Annotated in this window: 19 protein-coding genes; 9 read left to right on the top strand and 10 right to left on the bottom strand. The window is 42.3% G+C overall.

Annotation, left to right across the window (positions count from 1 at the left end):
* Positions 1 to 50 precede the first annotated feature (50 nt).
* The 4 genes from Q0993_RS12415 to Q0993_RS12400 are packed head-to-tail and all read left to right on the top strand — an operon-like array spanning position 51 to position 8056.
* On the top strand, positions 51 to 2465 hold the full coding sequence (locus Q0993_RS12415) for an ABC transporter permease (protein ID WP_299533455.1): 2415 nt from the start codon (positions 51 to 53) through the stop codon (positions 2463 to 2465).
* 55 nt (positions 2466 to 2520) lie between these two features.
* Positions 2521 to 4944 (top strand): ABC transporter permease, encoded by a 2424-nt coding sequence (locus Q0993_RS12410; protein WP_299533453.1) that lies wholly within the window; start codon positions 2521 to 2523, stop codon positions 4942 to 4944.
* 13 nt (positions 4945 to 4957) lie between these two features.
* Positions 4958 to 7363, top strand: a complete 2406-nt coding sequence (locus Q0993_RS12405; protein WP_299533451.1) for an ABC transporter permease — start codon at positions 4958 to 4960, stop codon at positions 7361 to 7363.
* A 27-nt stretch (positions 7364 to 7390) separates the two neighbouring features.
* The gene (locus Q0993_RS12400; RefSeq protein ID WP_299533449.1) at positions 7391 to 8056 is read left to right on the top strand and encodes an ABC transporter ATP-binding protein; all 666 of its coding nucleotides are present in this window, start codon (positions 7391 to 7393) and stop codon (positions 8054 to 8056) included.
* A 316-nt stretch (positions 8057 to 8372) separates the two neighbouring features.
* Here the strand turns inward: Q0993_RS12400 and Q0993_RS12395 are convergent, their stop codons facing one another.
* The 4 genes from Q0993_RS12395 to Q0993_RS12380 all read right to left on the bottom strand — a co-directional run bounded on the left by Q0993_RS12395 (position 8373) and on the right by Q0993_RS12380 (position 12213).
* On the bottom strand, positions 8373 to 9965 hold the full coding sequence (locus Q0993_RS12395) for a fibronectin type III domain-containing protein (RefSeq protein WP_299533447.1): 1593 nt from the start codon (positions 9963 to 9965) through the stop codon (positions 8373 to 8375).
* Positions 9962 to 11335 carry an aspartate aminotransferase family protein gene (locus Q0993_RS12390; RefSeq protein WP_299533445.1) on the bottom strand — a complete coding sequence of 458 codons (1374 nt, stop codon included), beginning with the start codon at positions 11333 to 11335 and terminating at the stop codon, positions 9962 to 9964. Before Q0993_RS12390 ends, Q0993_RS12395 begins: the two co-directional genes overlap by 4 nt.
* A gap of 331 nt (positions 11336 to 11666) precedes the next feature.
* The gene (locus Q0993_RS12385; protein WP_299533443.1) at positions 11667 to 12035 is read right to left on the bottom strand and encodes a SusD/RagB family nutrient-binding outer membrane lipoprotein; all 369 of its coding nucleotides are present in this window, start codon (positions 12033 to 12035) and stop codon (positions 11667 to 11669) included.
* Positions 12007 to 12213 (bottom strand): carboxypeptidase-like regulatory domain-containing protein, encoded by a 207-nt coding sequence (locus Q0993_RS12380; protein WP_299533441.1) that lies wholly within the window; start codon positions 12211 to 12213, stop codon positions 12007 to 12009. Before Q0993_RS12380 ends, Q0993_RS12385 begins: the two co-directional genes overlap by 29 nt.
* Before the next feature lie 274 nt (positions 12214 to 12487).
* Between Q0993_RS12380 and Q0993_RS12375 the strand changes: the two genes are divergently transcribed.
* The gene (locus Q0993_RS12375) at positions 12488 to 13054 is read left to right on the top strand and encodes an XRE family transcriptional regulator (protein WP_299534013.1); all 567 of its coding nucleotides are present in this window, start codon (positions 12488 to 12490) and stop codon (positions 13052 to 13054) included.
* An 18-nt stretch (positions 13055 to 13072) separates the two neighbouring features.
* Here the strand turns inward: Q0993_RS12375 and Q0993_RS12370 are convergent, their stop codons facing one another.
* From Q0993_RS12370 to Q0993_RS12360, 3 genes are read right to left on the bottom strand one after another with little or no spacing between them, the layout of a single operon-like run.
* Positions 13073 to 13756 (bottom strand): phosphonatase-like hydrolase, encoded by a 684-nt coding sequence (locus Q0993_RS12370; protein WP_299533438.1) that lies wholly within the window; start codon positions 13754 to 13756, stop codon positions 13073 to 13075.
* Entirely contained in the window at positions 13749 to 14912 is a 1164-nt protein-coding gene (locus tag Q0993_RS12365) for a TIGR03364 family FAD-dependent oxidoreductase (protein WP_299533436.1), read from the bottom strand. Before Q0993_RS12365 ends, Q0993_RS12370 begins: the two co-directional genes overlap by 8 nt.
* The gene (locus Q0993_RS12360) at positions 14909 to 16126 is read right to left on the bottom strand and encodes a DUF5690 family protein (RefSeq protein ID WP_299534011.1); all 1218 of its coding nucleotides are present in this window, start codon (positions 16124 to 16126) and stop codon (positions 14909 to 14911) included. The genes Q0993_RS12365 and Q0993_RS12360 overlap by 4 nt, the downstream gene beginning before the upstream one ends.
* Positions 16127 to 16565: 439 nt before the next feature.
* Here Q0993_RS12360 and Q0993_RS12355 point away from each other — a divergent pair, with 439 nt between their 5' ends.
* Entirely contained in the window at positions 16566 to 17579 is a 1014-nt protein-coding gene (locus tag Q0993_RS12355) for a kelch repeat-containing protein (protein WP_299533434.1), read from the top strand.
* 21 nt (positions 17580 to 17600) lie between these two features.
* Here the strand turns inward: Q0993_RS12355 and Q0993_RS12350 are convergent, their stop codons facing one another.
* Together Q0993_RS12350 and Q0993_RS12345 are read right to left on the bottom strand one after the other, a co-directional pair.
* On the bottom strand, positions 17601 to 19001 hold the full coding sequence (locus tag Q0993_RS12350) for an AGE family epimerase/isomerase (RefSeq protein WP_299533432.1): 1401 nt from the start codon (positions 18999 to 19001) through the stop codon (positions 17601 to 17603).
* A gap of 56 nt (positions 19002 to 19057) precedes the next feature.
* Positions 19058 to 19813: a sulfite exporter TauE/SafE family protein gene (locus Q0993_RS12345; RefSeq protein WP_299533430.1), complete on the bottom strand. Its 756-nt coding sequence runs from the start codon at positions 19811 to 19813 to the stop codon at positions 19058 to 19060.
* 74 nt (positions 19814 to 19887) lie between these two features.
* Between Q0993_RS12345 and Q0993_RS12340 the strand changes: the two genes are divergently transcribed.
* The 3 genes from Q0993_RS12340 (at position 19888) to Q0993_RS12330 (ending at position 23361) form a co-directional block, all read left to right on the top strand.
* The gene (locus Q0993_RS12340) at positions 19888 to 21699 is read left to right on the top strand and encodes a sodium:solute symporter family protein (protein ID WP_299533428.1); all 1812 of its coding nucleotides are present in this window, start codon (positions 19888 to 19890) and stop codon (positions 21697 to 21699) included.
* A gap of 7 nt (positions 21700 to 21706) precedes the next feature.
* A complete protein-coding gene (locus Q0993_RS12335; RefSeq protein WP_299533426.1) occupies positions 21707 to 22795 on the top strand; it encodes an acyltransferase family protein in 1089 nt (362 codons plus the stop codon).
* Between the two features lie 194 nt (positions 22796 to 22989).
* Positions 22990 to 23361, top strand: coding sequence for a DUF2237 domain-containing protein (locus Q0993_RS12330; RefSeq protein WP_299533424.1), 372 nt, complete (start codon positions 22990 to 22992; stop codon positions 23359 to 23361).
* 121 nt (positions 23362 to 23482) lie between these two features.
* On the opposite strand, the gene Q0993_RS12325 is transcribed toward Q0993_RS12330, so the two are convergent.
* Positions 23483 to 24091, bottom strand: coding sequence for a riboflavin synthase (locus tag Q0993_RS12325; protein ID WP_299533422.1), 609 nt, complete (start codon positions 24089 to 24091; stop codon positions 23483 to 23485).
* Positions 24092 to 24097: the final 6 nt, after the last annotated feature.

Here is a 24097-nt window from a genome sequence, read left to right as displayed (position 1 = left end):
GGAAAGTATAACTAAAGAAAGTAGAAAATAGAGAATTAAATGTATAGAATATGCTTAAAAACTATCTAACAATCGGTTGGAGGAACTTAATGAAGGATAAGACGTTCACCTTTTTGAATGTACTGGGTCTTTCAGTGGCCTTTGGCGTGGCTATTTTGTTGTCGATGGCCGCCTTTTTTGATTTGACCTATGACAAATTTCATGTGAATGCAGACAATATTTACAGGATATATTCTTCCGAACAAACCGCTAAGGGGACCGCGGCAAGCGTAAGTCACCCTGCTCCTTTTGCAGAAGCCCTAAAAGCTGAAGTGCCAGGGGTGGAAAGGATTTCACGTTGCGTTCAAGACGATGCTCTGACCATTTATGGCGATACCGAATTGAATTTGGACGCCGTTTGGGTCGATAAGGACTTTTTTGCCATGTTCTCTTTCCCAGCCTTGAAGGGTAGTATGGATGATCCCTTGGAAAATCAATCTTCAATTGTGATTACGGAAAGCACGGCGAAGAAATTGTTCGGGCAAATGGAAGCGATTGGGCAAACCGTAAACATCCTTATCAGTGGTGAGGAACAACCTTTTACGGTGTCAAGTGTGGTAGCAGATAATCCTTCTCAGAGCACGTTGGAGTTTGATGTGGCCGTTCGTTTTGAAAAACACTATGAATATAATGGAAACCGGGAGTCTTGGGATAATCGGTATCACGATATTTATGTACAATTGCAAAGTGGCGTTGCACCAGAACAATTTGAGAAAAGTAGTCGACCCTTAATTGCACTTCACCACCAAGAACAGATAGAGAATGCAAAACGTGATGGCGCACGGGCCAATGCAGATGGATTGTATTGGCAAATTGGGCTGCTACCTATGGTGGATGTGCATTTTGCGAGTTTTCCCGACGGATTTTTAAAAGTAAGCCGAATGGAGCCCTACGTTGTTTTAGGAATTGCCTTCCTCATTCTCTTTATCGCCTGTGTCAATTTCATCAACATGAGTATAGCCAAGAGTACACAGCGCTTACGTGAAATTGGAATGCGAAAGACCCTAGGTGCTCAGAAACCGCAACTTTTCTTTCAATTTTGCAGTGAGAGTTTCTTTGTGTTTATGGCTTCCGCGGGCATAGGGATTGTTATGAGCATGCTGTTGCTCAATGATTTTAGGACTATTTTCCGTACCGATGTATCATTGGACATGGTTACTTCGCCATGGATGATATCAGGTTTTTTAAGTGTTGTACTTCTCATTACGTTTATTGTGGGAGGGTATCCCGCACTGTTGATGAGCAAATTGGGCACCATACAATCCTTAAAGGGTAAGCTGGATGCTTCTGGAAAAAATAGGGTCCGGGATATTCTAATGGTAGTTCAGTTTAGCATCGCCATTCTATTAATAAGCGGTACTTTGGTACTATGGGGTCAATTGGATTTTATGCGCAATAAAAACCTAGGCTTTAACAAGGAACAGGTAATTTCCTTTCCTTTGGACGGGAAAAAGAACAGTTATGAGGCCGTCCAATTGTTACGCCATGAATTAAGGGGCAATCCAGACGTCCTAAGTGTAACGGCGGCCGATAACAATTTGGGATTTGGTCTGGACGGTAGCGCATCCAAAAGTTTGTACGGGTTTGAGTATAAGGGCCGCACTGTAGGGACCAATTTTTTAACTGTGGATTACGATTACGTAGAGACTTTGGGCCTCCAAATGGTTGCCGGAAGAAGTTTTCAGCGAGGTTTTGCAAATGATAGTTTGAGCGTAGTGATTAACGAGGCAATGGCAAGGGAACTCGGTGAGGACAACCCACTGACCGGATACGTGATGATGAATGATAGCATTCAATATCCCGTTATCGGAGTGGTAAAGGATTACAACTTTGAGCGATTGGATAAAACAATCGAGCCCTTAACCATGTTCATCAATAGCAATTGGGATCTTTATTACGCCTATGTAAAGGTCGCTCCTGGAGATGTGGTAGAAACCATGGATGCCGTACAGCAAGCTTGGGCTCGTATTGAGGCCAACGCTGAATTCTTGGGCTCTTTTTTGGATGAAAATGTGGATAGGACGTTTCGTAGGGAAAAAGTTATGGCTACTTTGATCACCAGTGGCTCGGTCATTGCCATAGTGTTGAGTTGTATCGGCCTTTTTGCCATTTCATTGCTCGTGGTCAATCAGCGTACCAAGGAGATCGGTATCCGAAAGGTGATAGGTGCCAGTATCTCGTCCATAACGTTTATGCTGACCAAGGATTTTCTAAAATTGGTGGTGATAGCTTTTTTAATTGCTTCCCCTATTGCCTGGTGGTCCATGAACGAATGGCTTAAAGGGTATGCGTTCCGGATAGAATTGAACATATGGTTTTTTATAGGTGCGGGAATGTTGGCCATGGTCATTGCCTTTTTGACTGTGGGTACACGCACGGTTAAGGCCGCAAGGCAAAACCCAGTGAAGAGTTTGCGAACGGAATAACTAAGATAGTGATACCATGCTAAGGAATTATTTAAAAGTTGCGTTACGGAACATAATGAAACATAAAATGTTTTCCTTGATCAATATTTTTGGTCTATCCGTAAGCATCGCTACCTGTCTACTCATTATCCTGTTGGTATATGGGCAAAAAAGGATAGACAATTTTCACGAAAAAGGAGATCGCATCGTTCGTGTTCTGAGCGAGACGGACAATGGCTCCTTTGCCTCCACCCCCTTACCCCTTGCTTCAACTTTGTTGGAGGGGTATCCCCATATAATAGAAGATGCCGTACGCATTAAATCCAGTTTTGTGGGAGGGGATATGATTTACGATACCAAGCGAATCCCCTTGGCGGGTCGCTATGCGGATGACAGTTTTTTCAAAATATTCAGTTTTGAGCTAATAAAAGGAGACCCTGCCACAGTATTGGAAGCACCCTTCTCCCTAGTATTGACAAAAGAATCTTCCGAAAAAATTTTTGGGAAGGAAGATCCTATCGGAAAATCGGTCAAACTCAATGATATTGGTCTAAATACAATGGACATTGCTTTGATTCCCACAGAGAATACAGAGACCTTGATCAACGATTTAGTGGTAACCGGTGTTGTGGACAATACCTTGTCCTCCCACATCCAATTTGAGTTTTTGATCTCCATGTCTACTATTCCCTCTTTAGTAAAACAAGGCAAAAGCCAGGCGACTTTTGATAACTGGGAGAATTATTCTGACGGTTATCTCTATGTCCTGTTGCAGGAAGGTAAGACCGATATGGATTTGACCCCTATTTTAGCGGACATTTCCAAAGAAAAATATGAGGCTCTTGATAATGTGAACATTTCCTTTGAGCCGGAACGCCTTTCACAGATTACCCCGGGCGCATTTCGTCAAAATCCCATTAGCCTTCGCATGCCGATCGAGGTCATTTATTTCCTGTCGTTTTTGGGATTGGTGGTCCTATTTTCCGCATGTTTTAATTACGTAAACCTCTCCTTTGCAAGATCTTTGACCCGTTCCAAGGAAGTTGGTGTAAGAAAGACCATGGGAGCTGCCCGTTACCAGGTGTTTGTGCAGTTCATCATTGAATCCGTCCTAATTGCACTCCTATCCTCGGCGGTCGCCATTGGGATACTTCAGGGACTTAGCATAGTCTTTTTGGGCCTTTGGATCAATCAGTTTTTGATTTTGGATTTCACTCCGGACCTGATGCTCTTTGTACTATTTATTGGATTTAGTGTTTTGGTCGGTGGCCTAGCCGGATTGCTACCTGCTTCTTTTCTTTCCTCCTTCTCCCCCATCAGGGCGTTACGGAGTTTTTCAGGAATATCGTTGGGCAATGGCAAACGTATTATGTTAAGAAAAGGCTTGGTTTTGGCACAGTTTTGTGCCTCCTTGTTTTTTATCATCACCACGCTCTTGATTTTCGCACAGTTGAATTATCTATTGGAAAAGGAATATGGTTTTGATCAGGGTAATGTGGTCAACATAAAGCTTCAGGGGATCTCGTATGGGACCCTGGCCTATGAGTTGGGTCAAAATCCCGCCGTTCAGACCATATCCGCCAGTTCGTTCGTTCCCGGTACGGGAGGCTATAGTGGAAGTACAAAGATTAGGATCCCTCAAATGCCGGAAGCCGATTTATCATCCAGTTACATCGGTATAGATCAGCATTTTATTCCCAATTTAAAACTACCATTGATCGCCGGGGCTAATTTTCCTGAATCTATACCTAAAAAGGAGGAAACTGTGGTCATTGTTAATGAAGCCCTAGCCCAATTATTGGGATACAAGGAACCCAAGAACATTGTGGGAGAGTTCCTAATAATCGGTGAGGACCAAACTGCGGTGCAAGTCATTGGCCTGACCAAGAACTATATATTCGATTTGCTGACCGAGGCAGATCAAGATGAGCCCCTTTTGATGCGGTACCTTCCTGATGAATTTGCTTATATGAACGTACGTTACCATCCCACCACGGATATTGGTCCAATGCTTTTGTCCATGGAGGAGCAATGGAAGAAGTTGGATAAGGTGCACTCTTTCAAGTATGAACTCTATGAAGAGGAACTGAAAACGACAAACTCCATATTTGCCGATATGATGTATGTTCTAGGGTTTATTTCCTTTTTGGCCATTACCATTGCATCACTGGGCCTTTTGGGAATGTCGGCCTTTACCGCTGAGTCAAAGAAAAAGGAAATTGGAATACGAAAAGTACATGGCGCCGGGGTCAAACAAATAGCCTTTTGGTTATCCAATGGGTATCTATGGTTGTTCGTCCTGGCAATTTTGGTGACGGCACCAATAGCCTATTTTGTAAATATGCTTTGGTTACAGGAATTTTCATATCATGTAAATTTCAGTCTCTGGATACTAATTGTTGGAATTGGGATTATGTTTTTCCTGGGCTCGGGGAGTGTTTTATCACAAACGGTCTGGGCAGCTATGAACAATCCCATAAAAGGTTTAAGAGAGGAATAAAAAGGAACGGATTATGCTAAGAAACTATTTTAAAATTGCCTGGAGAAACTTGTTGAAAAACAAGCTGAGTTCTTTTATCAATGTCGTGGGGTTGACCCTGGGAATCAGCGCCTGTATGGTAATCCTAATTTTTGTGCGGTACGAATCTACCTTTGATGCACATCATTCCAATGTGGACTTGACCTATCGAGTGGTGCAACACAATACCTTGCCCGATCAGACAACGTATTGGAATACTACGGCCTATCCTTTGGCGGAAGCATTGCGTAATGATTTTCCCGAAATTGATGTTGTTACCCAAATCTCCGGACCCGTTAGCCGAGAGTTTCAGGTAACCGATAACTTTGGGAATATCCAGCGGTTTGAAGAATCACAGGTATTGTTTGCAGATGCGGAATATCCCAGGGTATTCGATGTACGGTGGTTGGCCGGTGATTCAAATTCCGCGCTTTCCGGGACAAATTCTGTGGTGCTGACAGCGGAAATAGCGAAAAAGTTTTTTGGACTGGAAAAGGATAACTATAATTCAATTTTGGGGAGGACCCTTTTTTTACAGAATAAAGACCCTCTAACAGTAACAGGAGTGGTGGCAAGTCCTCCAGGGAATTCCGACCATCAATATTCCATGCTTATTCCCTACGAGTTCTATAAGATCAATAACGAATATTTTTCTACAAATTGGTCCGGCAATTATCAGGGGACTACTTTTATTGTTTTAGGGGATACCAAAATTAAAGGGTCCTTGGAGAAGAAGATTGCCGGTTGGAAGAAAAAATACCTAAACCCACAGGACGATAAGCGAATCTCATATGTGCTTCAACCTTTAAAGGAAATCCATAATGAAACCTTGTATGGCAATAGTCCGGGGGGCTATATTATGCCGGCCAATATTCTTTACACGGCCTCTGCAGTGGCATTATTTATTCTTCTTATTGCCATCATCAACTTTGTAAACCTATTAACGGCACAGTCCAATTCACGATCAAAGGAGGTAGGTATGCGAAAAGTAATGGGAGGCGGGCGTTTTGATCTGATCGTTCAGTTCATCTTTGAAAATAGCCTTGTCATCATCGGTGTTTTGCTGCTTTCTGTATTTATCGTCCGTATTTTGTTGAATCTTCTCAATACAAATTTATCCATTATCGACCTGCAACTTGAATTGGGTTGGAGCCATATAGGCATGCTTCTGTTGATAGGAGGCCTTACCCTAATATTGGCAGCGGTTTATCCGGCTTTTGTGGTTTCGGCGTTTAGACCGATACAAGCCTTGAGGAACAGCAAGCGGTTCTTGGGAGGGAATGGATTTAGTCTTAGGAAATCATTGGTTACTTTTCAATTTGGAATTGTACAGCTTTTTATTATTGCAGCGATTGTTTTGGCCATACAAATGGACCATTTTAGGAAGGTGGATCCCGGTTTTTCTTCGGATGCCGTGGTCATTACGGAAACCCCGGACTTTGAGAAATTGGAAGTCTATAGGGAAAGGCTTTTAGCGGACACGGGAATCGACAAGGTTGCCTTTGGTTCCACTCCTCCTATGGCCGTGGATGGTTTTCAACTGGGTACTACATATCGTTTACCAGAGCAATCCCAGGAAGAAGCTATGGACGCCGAAATGAAAATTGCGGATATCCACTATTTGGATTTTTATGACATGGAGTTGATTGCCGGACGCAACTTTTTGGGCAATAAGGAAGCTTTTGACGAATTCATTGTAAACGAGACGCTCCTAAAATCCTATGGTTGGAATGCCGATGAGGCTATTGGGAAAAGAATCCAGATAAATGAAGGACAGGCGACGATCGTTGGTGTGGTAAGAGACTTCAACAATAATTCATTACAGTATGAAATTTCACCATGTATCCTATTAAATTGGACCTACTATCAAAACAATGCGTTTATAAAATTATCGGATGGCAACTATGGGTCATTGGGAACGATCAAAAATGTTTGGGAACAGACTTTTAGCAATTCAATCTATGATTATCATTTTTTGGAGGATTCCATCGAAAAGGAGTACATGGTTGAGAATTTAATGTTCAGGGGCTTTGGAATTTTTTCCATTTTGGCCATCAGCATTGGATGTTTGGGTCTTTTTGGATTAATGTCCTTTATGATTTCAAAGAAGGCAAAGGAAATCGGGATACGAAAAGTCCTAGGGGCAACACTGTTCGAAAACCTTTCCCTTTTTACGAAAGAATACATAGGCTTGGTTGCCTTGGCCTTTGTAATTGCGGCACCTTTGGTGTATTATTTCATGAATCAATGGCTGGAAGGTTTTACCTATCGTATAGAATTGTCTTTTTGGATGTTTTTAAGTGGAGGGTCAATAACCCTAATTATCGCTATATTGACTTGTAGCTTCCAATCCATAAAAGCGGCATTGGCCAATCCGATATATGCCTTAAAAGAAGAATAGAATAAATCTTAAATAAAAACGAATACTATGCTGTTACAACTAAAGAACATCTTTAAATGGGTAAACTCAGGCGGACAACGTCTTTTCCTGTTAAAGGATATCAATCTCGATGTGGAGGAAGGGGAATTTATCTCGGTCATGGGTCCATCGGGTTCCGGAAAATCTACCTTGCTCAACGTCATTGGAATGTTGGATAATTTTGATGAGGGAGAGTATGAGTTTCTCCATGAATCCGTTCATACCCTAAAGGAAAAGCATCGGGCCAATCTATATAAGGAATACATTGGTTTTGTGTTTCAATCCTATCATTTGTTGGATGAGCTCACCGTTAAGGAAAATCTGGAAATGCCCTTATTGTACAAAAAATTCAAAGGAACGGAGCGTAAGGCTATGGTTGCGGATATGTTAGACCGTTTTAATATTGTTGGAAAGAAAGATCTTTTCCCTACGCAATTAAGCGGGGGCCAACAACAACTGGTCGGGGTGGCCCGAGCATTGATTGCCAACCCCAAACTGATTTTGGCCGATGAGCCTACAGGCAACCTGAACTCCTCGCAAAGCGAGGAAATTATGGAACTCTTTAAGCAATTGAATTCCGAGGGCGTAACCATTATCCAAGTGACGCATTCCGAAAAAAATGCGGCCTATGGATCACGGATCATTAACCTACTGGACGGAAGGATGATCAAGTAGTTTTATCTAAGAGTCTATTTTTGATACTATCAAAACAGGCGTTAAAAAAACCGGTGCGCGAGACACACCGGTTTCAACAAACTAACTCAAACTAGACTAACTCAAATAATCACATTGCAAAACTCGTGGTTCAACTTGTATTGAGGGTTAAAATAATATGAAGGAAACATCATAATAATCCATTTCTTAATTCTCCATAATTTGAAGAGGATTTCCGTTTGTGGTTTTTCCCCTATCTCTTATAATTTCAATATGGCAGAAGCTATTTGGGAACTGTGGCCTTGTTTTTTGGGCCTTGTTGCCCCTCTTGGGTTTTTTATTTTTGTCCGGTTTTGAACGATGCGGTTTCGGACCAATCGCTCCAATTCAAGTTTTGATCTCTATAACGTACCCGCCAATAATAGGTGGTATTGGGTTTCAATCGGCCTGTTTTTTCATCGGTGAGGTCATCATCCTTTTGCCGATTCTCTTGATAATACCAATTTTCATGTTGTTTCCAACGATCTACTATGGGTTTTTCAAAATCCGAGGAGGTGGCCACCTGCCATTGGGATGCGGCATGGAAGGCGCCCTTAAATCGACTTGTAAATTCACTGGCTTTGAGGCCCACATTGGTAAATGCCCTTGGCTCATTCCCTATGGGCGAAATGGGTTTTGGCGGTTTTGGTTTTTTATCGTTCTTCCATATAGTAATACTATCGCGAAGTTCATTGGCCCTAAATCTCTCTTCATTTCCTCTACTTATCCGTTTAATGGTGAACTTTGGATTTTCAGGATTTCCATCAACCTCCACCATTACAAATCCGTATTCGTCCTGGGTAACGCTGAACTCATCATAATCCCTACCTTCAAATTCGCCCCAATTATCAATGGCCCCACCTGCGGAGGCCACATTGATCCAGAGATGTTTATGGTCTTTGGATTGTCCTCGGGAATATCCATGCGTGTGCCCAAAAAAGTGGAGACTGGGCTTTCCTGTCTTGGTGGAGAACTCTTCTAACAGTTGTACCACCTTTCCCGTGGACTCCCGTTCCCCGGGAATCCAGAGCTCGGATTTGTGGGGATGGTGCAGTTGCGCAAAGACAAAGTCAATATCCGGGTTTTTGGCCGTGTCCTCCAGGAGGTCTTTCAACCAAGTAAACTGCTCTTTGATATCCTCGTAGCCCTCGTTGGAATTGAGCCCGATAATCCGGGTATTGCCATAATCCTTGTACCACCAATGTTCGGCATAGGCGGGGGTGCCATTCTTGGGCAGGCTAAAATATTTGAAATAAAAAGTCGAATTCCTTTCATGATTGCCCAATACAGGATACACCGGCACCTCGGCAAACAATTTCTGTGCGGGATTAAAGAAATGCTCCTTCCATTGGTAATACTTACCCCCGTTTTCGACCAAATCACCCGGAATCATCACCAACGCCAAGTTATCTGAAAGCTCTCCTCCGTGCTCATTTTGCAAATAGGTCAAAAGCCCATCATTGACAATTTCTTGAAACTTATTGGGGTAGTTGTGGTCGTATTGCATATCGCTCATAGCCACCATGCTAAAGGATTCGTCATCGTTGGCAAAAGGGGGTGTTTTGAACTGAAAAATATCGGAGCGTAAATTCTGGGTCCGTACCCGATAGTAATAGGCGGTAAAGCGTTTTAAACCTGTCAATTGTACCTCATGTAGCCGCGAAGGACCAAAGTTGACATCAAAAGCCCTTCCCCTGGATTTTTTGCCCAATCTGGGTGTGGTACCCCATTCCACGATACTTTCATCGCCTTCATTGGTTTCCCACATTATTTTAATGGAATTCGGTTCGGCATCCTGAATGTAAGGTTGCACCACAAATTGGATTTTATCTTGTGCCTCGATACCACTCCATACAAGGCAACAAATCCATATTAAATTCACTTTTCTCATGGTGCTATGCTATTTACTTTTAAGATTGCGTCATTTAGTATTTGTACCGCCTTTTCCAGTTCGGTTTTGGAAATGGTGAGTGCTGGGGCCAATTGCAGTACGTTACCCGCAGATACCTTAAAACTCAGGCCATTTTTAAGGCATTCGTACATTACTCTTTCCGCTTCAAGAATGGCTTTTTCCTTGGTTTTTCTATCCTTTACCAGTTCAATGCCCCATAGGAGTCCCAAACCACGGACATCTCCAATGCAATGATGTTCATTTTGCAATTTGCTCATGGCCTTGCACATAAAGACCTCATCTTCCCTTACTTTTTCCAGAATCTTTTCTTCCTCCAAAATTTCCAAGGTAGTCAGTCCGGCCATAGCCCCCATGGGACTCTTTTCATGGGTATAATGCCCTAGGGAAATCGCACCGAAACGGTTGTATTCGTCCCGAGTCACGATTGCCGCTTGTGGAATAACACCTCCTCCAAGTCCTTTACCCAAACACAAAATATCCGGTTCAATACCATAATGTTCAAAGGCGAAAAGTTTTCCTGTCCTTCCCAGTGCTATAGGGATTTCATCCAAAATCAGTACCACACGATACTTGTCACATAAATTGCGTGCCTCTTTCCAGAATTCCTTTGAGGGAATCTGAACGTCCGTGTTACGGACGGTCTCCGCTAAAAACGCCCCAATGTCACCCTCTTTGGCAAACACATATTCCAAATGCTGCAGACATTTGGATTCATCCCCTTCAAAGATACCGCGATAGGAGACAGGTGGCGGTATGCGTTCCACACCGGGCATTAAGGGACCCATATGTTCCCGAAATACGGATTCGCCACCCACGCTAATGGCATCCAAGGAGGCACCATGAAAGGAATCCCAAAAGGAAACCACTTTATGTCGTCCAGTTACCGCACGCGCCAATTTCAATGCAATGCCAATGGACGAACTACCGTTCGGGGTCAATAACACACGATTTAGGTCCGAAGGCAAAAGAGAAGCCAATTTTTCGGCAAAGTTGATCGCGATCTCGTTTGTGTAGCGCCGCGTGGAAAAGGTCAGGGAATTTAATTGTTCTGTTAGCCTTTGTGTCAGTTTTGGATGGGAGAAACCGATTTGGTGCACGTTGTTGCCATGAAAATCGAGATATTTTTTGCCGGAAATATTTTCAATATGTGGGCCCGAACAATTTTTCAGGACATCCAAACAAGGTGTAGAAAGTGCCTGATGCAGAAAGTACCGGGCATCCTTGGTCAATAATTCCTTGGTGGCATCGTCCACTTCATTTTTCAACCAATGGTTACGTGCTGGTGTACTATTGATATCGCCTTCGGTACGTTTGTTGACGTTTATGTTGTCCGGATTATTTGGATGCATAAGGTCCGTGTTTTGAGATATCCGCCCGTATTTTGGTATAGTTCAAAAGATGGACGTCTTGTGAAAATCATATTAATTCCTTTTCAACCATGATATCGGCGTTATTAAGTCGGTATGTCATCAAGACTTAGATCATTGCAACCCACGACCACAACGTAGGCAATATGTGGGCTACCTTTGCCCTTCCCTTAACCGGATAGGACCACAGGACAGATAGCCCCATGGTCCAAACCAGTAGTATGCTTCTCTTGTATCTGATCCAAGTCTCCTTTTTTAGTATAGATTTCGCCTTACCATGTCGTCATCCCAAGATACTTAAATCGTTTGAGTCTTATTCTTCCCACCAACCCTTTATATTAATATCATTTGCCCCGATTTCAGAAACCGCGGCGTCAAAATTCTCACTGTTCAAAGTTTGTTCCGAATCTGGGTATAGGAACCGTACGGGAACGCGATCATCGTTTACATTGTCAGGTCCAGGAACGATTACCGTTGGTAGTCCGGTCCTTCTAAAGTCGTACCAACCTTCAAAGCCCACCAAGAAGGAAGCCAGCCATTTCTGGGTGATTATGGTTTCCAACTCCCCATCATAAGTTACTCCATCCTGGGCTAAATACGCAGTTACGTCTTGCGATACTTCCCAGTATTCAAAGGATAAACGAACCCCTTCGTTATAAAGGGTTTCCGTCGGGCAATTCAATTTCAAAATTACCATCAAAATCGGTTGCCACCCCGATGTTGCTTCCCTGTACTAAAACCGATGCCCCAGGCAGGGGAACGTTGTTCTCATCCAAGACGGTTCCCGAAAAAATAGTTTGGGAATAGCCTACAAAACTTACTAAGAAAGTAAGTAGTACTAAAAATCGTGTTCTCTCCATTTTTTTCGTATTTGTAAACTTTGGTTAATTATTACGAAACAAATATCACGAGGAGAGGTTAGGCTAACTTCCTTTTAAAGTTAAATGATTACTAGGTTTAGATTAAAAGTATTACGAAAAGGTTACATCTGTATTATTTACAAATATTCAAATTGTTAGTTAATTGGTTCAAGACTTTTAGAGGGCCGATATAGATGGGGATACTGGGTTGTTTTTAACATTTGCGATGTTGGAAAACGATATTAGTACTATGTTTGCAAGGTTAATTCAAGGTATGGAAGATTATCTTATCGGAATCGGAAAACGAATAAAGGAGATACGCAAGAACGGGAATAGCACTATAAGTGAGATTGCCGAAAAAGCAGGTGTTACCGGCGGGTTGATTTCCCGTATTGAAAACGGACGTACCATACCTTCCCTACCAGTGCTTTTGAAGATTATAAGTTCACTTGAAATTGAGGTAACCGATTTTTTCAAGGGGATGCCACAAACGAATGGCGCTGGGTATATAATTTCTAGAAAAGAGGAGAACAGCGTAATTGAAAAAGAGGATGATGCCTTGGGCTTTACCTATACCCATATTTTTGGAAAGCAACTATCTTCTTTAGGTTTTGAGACGGTCCTTTTGGAAATAGAGCCTAATTCCAAAAGAGGAAAGGTAACCACGGACGCTTTTGAATTTAAATACGTTTTATCCGGGGAATGCAATTACGTTATTGGAGAGGACGAGATTGGTCTTAGGGCTGGGGACTCCATCTTCTTTGATGGGCGAATTCCCCATGTTCCCGTAAATCGCGGAAATATTTCCACTACAATGCTGGTGCTTTATTTTTTTATATGACGTAGTGCCCGTCTGGTTTTAGTTCGAAGTCAGGATTTCTTCCAGTTCTATCAACGAATCCAAAACATAGGTGGGCTTTGCGGAACTTAACTGTTCCCTGGTGTGGGCTCCTGTGGTAACGCCAATAGTCATACCACATCTTGCATTTTTACCTTCTTGGATGTCAATGATCGAGTCACCGGCTTTTAAGACTTTGGAAGGATTGTTGATTTGAAGAATGTCCATGGCCTCAAAAATCATATCGGGATTTGGTCTTCCTCTTTTTACATCGTCCGCCGTAATCAATATATCATAGTGAATTCCCATGGTCCAATTCATTTTGTCCAGGAGCAATTGTGCCGTGTTCTTGTCGTAACCTGTGTTTAAGGCCACTTTAATATTTAGCTTTTTTAAGGTATCGAGTAAATCTTCGACTCCCGCATAGGTGGTTACACTCAAATCCTGATAGGCCTTTCCCAACATTTTTTTGAAGTCCTTAAAAATTTCCTTCGCAGTCTCATCTTGATCATAACCTTCCTCAATACGAAGGATGTCCTTTATGGCCTGATGTTTTTCCTTTCCTGCCCCATGTTCCAGTACAAAGTCTAAGGTTAAAAGGTATCCTTTTTTGTTAATGGCCTTTTGTAATGTTTTGTATACTACGTTGTCCTCATCTACCACAGTTCCCGCCATATCAAAAACGGCCAATTCTATCTTATGCATGCTTAAAATGAAATATTGAATTTATATTTTCCTTTGCGAAACCGGCACTGCCCGTCATTCCTTTGCCTCCGATTCCGGTTACAATGTGGATGTTGTTGTCTATTGTTCTTTGATAAATATCGGAATTTTTGCATTGGGAATACCGCCCTGTCCAGCGGTTCTGAATTTCATAGGTTGGGAGATCCATTATTTTTTGGGCCTCGTTCAAAATAAAACGATCTATATCCATGTTGATATCGAATCCAAGGTCGTCCATATGTTCCGCAGGGGCATATTCATGGGAATCTCCTAAAATGATAGAACCATCGACAGCCTGCTTAAAAAGAATATGGACACCCCACTTTTTCTCAAATGAATTTGGCTCCTCCTTGGCCTTTACTGCTTTGAATGAAGGACATTCGGCGAATGCCTCATAACGTCTAATGGAAAGTCCGGTCAAAACAGAGCCTTTTACACAAGAAGTTCCTTGGGATTTGGTCTGCATCATCTGCAATTTTGAAATTTCCAAATCACTTTCGTTGAACAGCAATGGATATAAGGTCTTGAAATCACTACCATTGCAAATAATCACTTCACCTGCGGAAAAAGTGTCCCCTTTGGCAGTATGGACACTAACATAGTCAACTAGACTATGACATTCAATAGCTTCCGTATTCGTGTATAGTTCCAAACCGAGCTCCACTAAATAGGCGTGTAAACGATTGATCATCAACCTCGGTTCAACGATTACCTCCTCAGGAAAGAACAGTCCGGCTTTTACATAATCTTCCCTTAGGGTTGGATAATTTTGCAAGCATTCCTTTTTGGTCAATAACCGGGAGGAATAGTCGTTTTTTTTATTTATTTCGGAAAGTTCTTCAAGTAATCGAATCTCGTCTTCATTTGAAGCCAGATAGACCGTGCCTTCTTGTCTTACCGAAACATCAAATTTTGATTGGATGTCTTTATAGATTTTAAGGCTTTCCCTCCCAAACTTTTGCCATTTGCCATTCATTCCCGAAGGGACTACCTGACCAAAATTGCGTACCGTGGCCCCTTGGGGAGTCTCATTTTTTTCGATGAGGGCCACCGCCAACCCTTTTTTTATGGCGTGGTAGGCGTGAAATGTTCCCAATACCCCTCCGCCTATTACAATTAAGTCATAAACATTTCTCATAATTCAACAATGGAGATTTTCTGTGGGGGATCATAGACCCCGCTATTGTATTTTTTCTTAAAGTAGGCCAAGGACAAAACCGAGACGACAAAACCTATGATGGCAACAACGTAAGTGCCCTCTACAAAAAATTCCAACCAAGATATATCCGTCCTTCCAAAATTCTTATAAAGTAACACCGCCACACTGCCCAGGTAACCAAAGGCATCGGCAATGTAAATAAGAAATCCGGCATTACCGTTTATGCGAAAGGTCGCGATCATTCTATCAAAAAACAAACAATTGAAGGGGACGTAACATGCGTATAATCCCAGCCCTATGCTTATCATCCAAAAAACTGGGCCGACCACATTGGTCTGATAAAGCAAGGAGGACAAGCCAATGAATAAACTACCACCGATAAGTAAGTAATGATAGGAAACAAAGGCTCTATAATTCTTTTTAATAAAAAAGAAAAGTCCTATCAATAGCAGTACCAATAAGGCCACAGGAACTTCGGTTAAGGTATAGATGGAGGCGTTATCTTCGAAACCTACGGAGTCCCAAATTTCTCGGGAAAAATTATCGCGGAAATCCCGCAACGCCGTCAAACAGATATAGAAAAAAACCAAAATGACCAAAGGGAGAAAAAAATTCCGAACTGTTTTTAGGCGATCTTCGGTATTCATAGGCTTTCTTTCCTTTCGCAACAACCTGTCTTCTGCATCAGGCCTGGGGATTTTTTCCAGAAGCATGGCAAAAACGAGGAAGGGAGGCATAAATATAAGCCCTGTCACTGCCGGCATCCAAAATTCGGAAACACCAAAATACTTTATGACCAAAAGCCCTGCCGACTTTACGGCTCCGCTGGAAACTATAAAACTGGAACATAGGGCTACCCCAAGAATTTCCGTAAACCGGCGCCCTTCCAAATATGAAAATACTACACCCCATATCATGCCAAGCGACAAACCGTTTGTGAACATAAAAACCGAGTTATAGGGGTTGGGAACGAGTCCGAATAAAATAAGACTTAACTCTGCCATCACGATCATTCCAATGAGGTATCCGAACCTGCTTTTTACCCGTAGACCTGAAATCACTTTGATGCCAACAAACTTGGAAAGCATATACCCAAGCACCTGCAGGATGATTAGCATTATTTTGTAATTCACCCCCCAGAGAAAATAGTTTTCATAGGTCGCTACTGTAAATGGTTTTCGAAATGCATACATGCAAAAGTACACCCCAAAAGAGGCGAACGCTCCAAAAAACAAAACGCGGCTATCTTTTTTGCTAAGTTTCAAAAACTTGGGATGGGTTTACAAATGGTAAATTTTTTAAGGACAATATTCTGTAATTTTTTACCATATGTAAATTTTTTGAAGTTAAGAAATGCTTACCAAGTATTTATGGAATTTTAAACTTGTACCTGAAATCGCACAGAATTCAGCCAACGGAAATCGCCAAAGATGAATTTTTAGTTTTAGTACATTTGATCATCTCAAGAAATTAATTCAACATCAGATGAAACGAACATGAATTTTTTAATCAAAAACTACACACAGTGAAATGATTAAAATAAATTCATGAGAGAACGACTGCAACGAGTGGTTGCATGGGTTCTTAAATTTTTATATAGTTTATTTATAGGCATTTAAAAATTTTAAACACATGAAAAATACATTTGCTCTCACCTGCTTTCTATTGATTATTGGGGCATGCAGGGAAGCGCCAAAAAGTACTGAAGGGATGACCAATCAAAAACAGGTAGTGGAATCCTCATGGGGATCAGTTGTTTCCAAGGATGGAAGTAAACCGGTACAACGCCATGAGGCGGCTTTTGTAAAGGTTGAGGACAAATTTTATCTGCTTGGAGGACGGGGCATACGTCCTGTAAGTATCTACGATACGCAAACTCAAAAATGGACCCAAGGTATGGAGCCACCCATAGAGATCCATCATTTTCAACCTGTTGTCCACAAAAATCGGATATATATCGTTGGGGCATTTACTGGAGCATGGCCTAATGAAACACCTGTAAGGACGATTTACATTTACGACCCTCTGGCCGATAACTGGTCCAAAGGAGATGAAATTCCTTCGGAACGGTTAAGGGGTTCCACAGGAAATGTTATTTATGATGGAAAAATATATGTCTCCTGCGGAATAAAGAACGGCCATATCGGAGATCATAAGAATTGGATGGATAGCTATGACCTGAATACAGGTGAATGGAAGGTTCTGGCCGATGCCCCGAGACCAAGGGATCACTTTCAGTCCGTTGAAGCCAACGGAAAGATTTACGTGCTGGCCGGACGAAATACCGGAGCATCCGATGAGCCTTTTGGAAGTACTTTAGGAAAGGTTGATGTATATGACATTGCCAGTAATAGTTGGAATACCCTTCCTAATGATATACCTACCCAACGTGCAGGTAACATGGCAATTTTGCAGGGGAATGAGATTTTGGTGTTGGGAGGAGAGTCCAGCAACCAGGAAAAGGCGCATGCCCATGTAGAAGCACTTGCTTTTGGTAGCAATACTTGGCGATCTCTCCCCTCAATGATTGAAGGAAGGCATGGTACCGGGGTGTTGGAATATGAAGGGAATTTGTATGTTGCCTCTGGTTGTGGAAATCGAGGAGGGGAACCGGAGTTGTACACCATGGAAAAGTATACCCGTTAGGAAAACGACAAATTACTACTTTCAATGTTTCGTATCGGTCAAAGGGAATTCACCCTTTAGCATTTGTATAGTGTTCACCAAAGCCCGGATATTATGATAGTTTACTTTCCAATTGTGGGCCTTTGCGTCATATTTGGCCTCCGGATTGGTGTCCAATCCTTCGTGGAACCAACCGCCGTATTCGTAATCGATCATATGTGTAATTATATGGTCCCATTGTTTTTCAAACAATTCGAGATACCTCGATTCATCCGGAAACAATTTGGAAAATAGCAAAAGGGAATTAAGCCCCTCCGCTTGCGTCCACCATACTTTTGCCTCGTTTTCAATAGTACGCCTGCCCACTTTATCCCAATAAGCGCCCTCGTAATAAAATCCTCCGCTCTCTCGATCCCAGCCCCATTCCAAGGCATGATCTACCATATTTTTTGCTTTTCCCAAGGTGATGGAATCTTTTTTCCTTCCAAGTATATGGGAGGCCTCCAACATAAGGAAGGCGGTTTCCACATCATGACCAAAGGAAACATGATCCATCCACAAATTTTGCTTTCTATAGGCATCTGTTGAATCCTGTAGTGATATTGGCTTCCAGTCACGTTCCAGGTACAAATTAAGGTGACCCTTTGGGGTAGTAATGGTATCCCGTATTAATCCTAGCATTTCTTCCAAGCGTTCTTTCAATAGGGGATTCCGCCATACCTCGTACAGGGCGGTAAAACTCTCCAAAAGGTGAATGGAGGAGTTTTGATCCTTCCAATCCTTTCGTACAAAATTGTCATAATCGGCATCATTTGTTTTGACATCCAAAAACCAAGAGCCATCGAGCTGAAGGACATCGAAATAGCCTTTGTGTATGGGGTCATGTGCATGTTCCTCTAACCATAAAAAGGTTTTTTTTGCCAGATTTAGGGCAGCTGTATCCTTGGAAGCTTTGTAATAGGTGGCGAGCCCATAGATGGCAAAGGAGTTACCATAGGTGCTCTTGGTTTTGGACAAGATTCTTGAAGAATCGTTCTTTACATGTAGCAGGGTGTGGAAGCCACCATTGGTTCCGTCCCACATTACATCTCTTAGGAAGCGATATCCATGCGCTGCGATTTCTTCGTACTTTTTATCCTTATAAAAAAGAGCCAAGGTCGAGGCTGTCCAGATATGACGTGCCTGGCTTACCAGCATTTTGTTCTGCGGACCTTCTTTTTCCCATTTGTAATCGAAATCGGACCAAAACCCGCCATTACTATTGTCCACGGTTTTGGGGTACCAGATCTCAACCAGTGTATCCAAGGAAACCTCAATTTCAGATAATAGTCCTCTATCCGGCACTGGTTTGGCCTTCTCCGTTCCACAAGAAACCAAGAGCATTACGGATAAAAGGAATGCCGGCTTTAGACTTATGTACTTGTTGGAAATCGGGCTAAACATTAGCTTCGTTCTAAGAGACATAAAGCTACTTATATTTCTTGATAAATGGATAGCAATTAACGGAATAGAATCAATACGGCCCCAAGGGCAGTCAGTATCAATATCATCTTTCTATAAAAACCCTCCCGTATTATTTTTACTAGGCGTACCCCAACGTATAAGCCTATAAAAATCCCAGGGACTAACCTTAAATCTATGAGTACGGATTCCCAAGTAATGGTTCCCCAAGACCATATATGAAAGGGAAGCTTAAACACGTTGATGATCAGGAACAACCAGGCAGCGGTCCCGATAAACTCGTTTTTGGGTAAACGCATGGCCAAGAAAAAGATATTGGCGAAGGCCCCAGCCAAATTTCCTATCATCGTGGTAATCCCGGCCATAACACCCATGAATCCAGCAAATGCCCAGTGATCAGGAACCGTTTTGGACTTTCTTCGATCCCACCAATACATCATAATCACACTTCCCAAGATAATGAAGGCCATTCCGATCTTAAAGGTATCTTCATCCAAATCCTTACCTATCAAGACCCCGATAAGCACACCGGCCATCATCCATGGTAGAAAGCGGGCAATGTATTTCCATTGGGTATGTCTATTGTAATAGATTACGGCAAAAATATCCCCAACTATCAGAAGGGGCACGATAAGACCTGTAGACTCCTTAGCACCAAAGGCCAAAGCCATAAATGTTACGATGATGATGGCTATTCCCTTAATGCCACTTTTGGAGACACCGATGACGAAGGCTGCAATATAAGCCAAGGTCCAGGAAGTAATTGGAATTTCGGATACTAGGGTCGGTAGCACTAAGGTAGATTAACAGTGGAACCACAAAAGTATCCTAAAAAATAATATCTTTATCCATTAACCAAAACCAATCTATGGAACTCAGTACACTGGATTATAGTTTTATTGTTGTTTTCTTCTCGATAGTCCTAGGAATTGGGATTTATGTTTCGAAAAAATCGGGAAAAAACTCCTCAGAATATTTTTTGTCAGGTAGAACGATGCCTTGGTGGTTGTTGGGCCTTTCTATGGTAGCTACTACCTTTTCCACGGACACGCCCAATTTGGTGACGGACCTCGTTCGTACCAATGGTGTATCGGGCAACTGGGGTTGGTGGTGCTTTTTGCTTACGGGGATGCTCACGGTTTTTGTCTATGCCAAATTATGGAGAAAATCGAACGTAAAGACCGATCTTGAATTTTACGAGCTGCGCTACGGTGGTGCCCCGGCCAGTTTCCTAAGAAAGTTCCGGGCCGTATATTTGGGCATTTTGTTCAATGTTATCACTATGTCAGCGGTAACATTGGCGGCCATCAAGATAGGGGGAATTATGTTGGGACTGGAACCTTGGGAAACGGTAATAGGTGCCGGTCTGATAACGGTAATCTTTAGTGCGTTGGGGGGATTTAAGGGTGTGGTCTATACTGATTTTTTACTGTTTTTTGTAGCAATGGCGGGGGCTATTGGGGCGGCCTATTACTTAGTAAACATTCCGGAGGTTGGAGGGATACAGGCCATTATTGAAAGTGAAAATGTCAAGGACAAGCTTAATATCCTCCCAGACTTAAGCGATACCAAGGCGGTAGTGACCATTTTGGTAATTCCTTTGGCGGTACAGTGGTGGAGTTCCTGGTACCCAGGTGGTGAACCCGGCGGTGGAGGCTATATCGCACAACGAATGCTGGCTGCGAAAAATGAAAATCATGCTATTGGCGCAACTTTTTTCTTTAATATTATGCATTACGCCTTGCGACCTTGGCCCTGGATTTTGGTAGCCTTGGCCTCATTGGTCGTTTATCCCGATGTGGCGAGCATTTCAGAGGCTTTCCCAAATGTGCCCGCGGATAAATTGGGGCACGATTTGGCCTATTCCGCCATGTTGACCAAACTGCCTAGTGGCCTATTGGGCGTTGTATTGGCATCTTTGATAGCGGCCTATATGAGTACCATCTCTACCCAATTGAACTGGGGATCCTCCTATATGGTCTTTGACTTTTATAAACAGCAAATAAATCCAAATGCCACTGAAAAACAGATGGTAGCCGTGGGGCGTTTGTCTACAGTCGTTTTGATGATTTTAAGTGCCTTTTTGGCCTTGGCCATGCAAAATGCTATGGGTATTTTCAATCTTTTGCTGTCGTTTGGAGCCGGTACCGGGCTTATTTTCATTCTCCGATGGTTTTGGTGGCGTATTAACTCATGGAGTGAAATTTCGGCCATGTTCTCTTCCGGTATTCTGGCTATTTTACTGGAAACAACTTCATTACGGCCCATCTTGTTCGATTCGGATACCGGGGTATTGCCGGAATGGGGTGAACTACCATTTATTATGCTGGTGACTTCGGTAATTTGGCTGTCGGCCACGTACATGACCCAACCGGAATCAAAACAAGTGCTACGCGATTTTTATAAAAAGATCCAACCAGGAGGTCCGGGCTGGTCAAAAGTTGTCAAAGAGGCCCAGGAGGATAATGATGAGGTAGTCTTGGAAAATGAAAAGTGGAGTGTACCTTCCGGTGTATCGGCCATGCTATTGGGCGTTGTATTGGTCTATTCCACAATGTTCGCTACGGGCTATTGGATTTATGGAAAGACCACTTTAGCATTGATTTTAACAGGTGTTGCTGCTATTTCCGGTGTTATGCTCATTAAAGCATGGAACCGTATGAAAGACAATATACTATAGTTTTACCATGAAGGACAGGATTATTTCAGTGGATATTTTTAGGGGATTGACCATAGTCCTTATGATTTTGGTAAATACTCCGGGAACATGGTCAGCCGTATATGCGCCTTTTTTACATGCAGATTGGCATGGCTATACACCTACGGATTTAGTATTCCCATTTTTCCTCTTTATCGTGGGAACCTCAATCGTGTTTGCCTATAAAAACAAGCCCGTTAATGCAAAGACTTATAAAAAGATTACTGTACGTGCCTTGAAGCTGATTGGCCTTGGGCTTTTTCTTGGAGCGTTTACCATTAGCTTTCCCTTTATAAAGGATTTTGCAGAGATTCGGTTTCCCGGTGTTTTACAGCGTATTGGGGTAGTATTCTTTTTTGCTGCGATTTTATTTCTCAACCTTAAGTGGAGGACGCTGGTCGGTATATGTGCCTTTCTTTTGATCGGCTATTGGCTGTTAATGGGTTTTGTGCCCGTAAATGGTATGGAATCCACCTTTGAAAGGGCTCCGAACAATCTGGCCAATTACGTAGATTTAAACATTTTAGGGACCCATATGTGGAAGGAGGATTATGATCCGGAAGGTCTTTTGAGTACTATACCCGCTATTTGCAGTTCTTTGCTGGGCATCTTTACCGGATTGGTCTTAACATCAAAACAGCCCAAAAAAGTGACCCTTATGGTCGGTATAGGGGGGTCGTTGCTAATACTTGGACATTTATGGGATTTAATCTTCCCGATAAACAAAGCGCTTTGGACCAGTAGTTTTGTAGTGGTTACGGCAGGCTGGGCCAATATGCTCTTGGCATTGATTTACTACATGACGGATGTTAAAGGTATTGAATTCGGAAGTATTTTTCGCTATGCCGGTGCCAATGCCATAATCGTGTATTTTTTATCCAGTTTTATTTCCAAGATTTTTTATTCGATTAAAGTGGGCGAGGACAGCTCACTTCATGCATGGCTCTTTGATACCATCTATGTCCATGATTTCATGTCCATGCAAATGTCCTCCTTGCTTTATGGTCTTTCGGTAGTTGCATTTTATTGCCTTCTGGCCTATGTTTTATATCAAAGGAAAATCTTTATTAAGGTTTAGTAGCGATTTCGCTAAGTAGTTGATTATTGCTCTTTTCCCCTTTATCTCTCTTTTTTCCTGCTAATGCCCCAATTTTATGATGATTGGAAAAATGGAAATCCTTGGGGATTTTTTAAAACATATATTTAGTGACATGGTTTCCATTTTTCTATATATTGTTTTGTATCCATGTTGTAAATCATAGCTTTGTATCCATGGAAACTGCTCCTAAAAACCTTTTAGGCACAACCTTGGAATCTTGTTGTTTTGATCCCCTGACCGGATTCTATAGGGATGGTTTCTGTGCGACTGGTCGAGAAGATGTGGGTACCCATATCGTATGTGCCGTAATGACCGATGAATTCTTAAAATTCACCAGATCCAAGGGTAACGATTTAAGTACACCGAGGCCAGAATGGCAATTTCCTGGGCTAAAAGCCGGCGACAAGTGGTGCCTTTGTATTTTGCGATGGTTAGAGGCGGAAAGTGCGGGCATGGCCCCTCCCATCATTTTTGGCTCTACCAATGAAAAGGCTTTGGAGTATACGGATATAGAGCTTTTGGCCAAGTACAAGTTTTTGGAATAAAGACTTTTGACCATTCCTCTAATTTTGATGGCGCACCAGCTTTTTTGTACATATAAAAGACAATAGGCGCATTGTTTAACCCAGATAACATACTGAAAATCGGTTAATTAACTACGGACAGTCATTCGTCATTAGTGCCGTGTGAACCCCAATGTAGTAGTTTGGCCACGTATTTCCCGATAACATCAAATTCCAGGTTCACTTTTGACCCAACCTCATAGGAATGAAATCGGGTGTTTTCATAGGTGTACGGTATGATGGCCACACTAAACGTATTTGTACCAGAATCGACCACGGTTAAACTTACCCCATCAATAGTTATAGATCCCTTTTCAATGGTCGGATTGTTGAGCGAAACATCATACTCGAATGAAAACATCCAACTGCCATCCTTTTCTTCAACAGATGTACAGGTCCCTGTTTGATCTACATGACCTTGAACAATATGGCCATCCAAACGTGATCCTAGAATCATGGCACGCTCCAGATTTACAGTATCCCTTAATTTTAGTCCACCAAGATTGGTTTTTTGAAGGGTCTCTTCTATAGCGGTAACCGTATATTCATTCTCATCCAGGGAAACTACGGTGAGGCAAACACCGTTATGGGCCATACTCTGATCTATTTGTAGCTCTTTCGCAACAGGTGAAGCTATGGTAATATGTAAATTTCCGCCCTCCTTTTCCAAGTGCGATACCTCCCCTAAGGATTCGATTATTCCTGTAAACATGTTCCG

This window comes from Ulvibacterium sp. (assembly GCF_028285715.1).
Taxonomy (GTDB): domain Bacteria; phylum Bacteroidota; class Bacteroidia; order Flavobacteriales; family Flavobacteriaceae; genus Ulvibacterium.
Note: the sequence above shows the minus strand (reverse complement) of the source record. Positions and strands in the feature narration are given on the sequence as shown.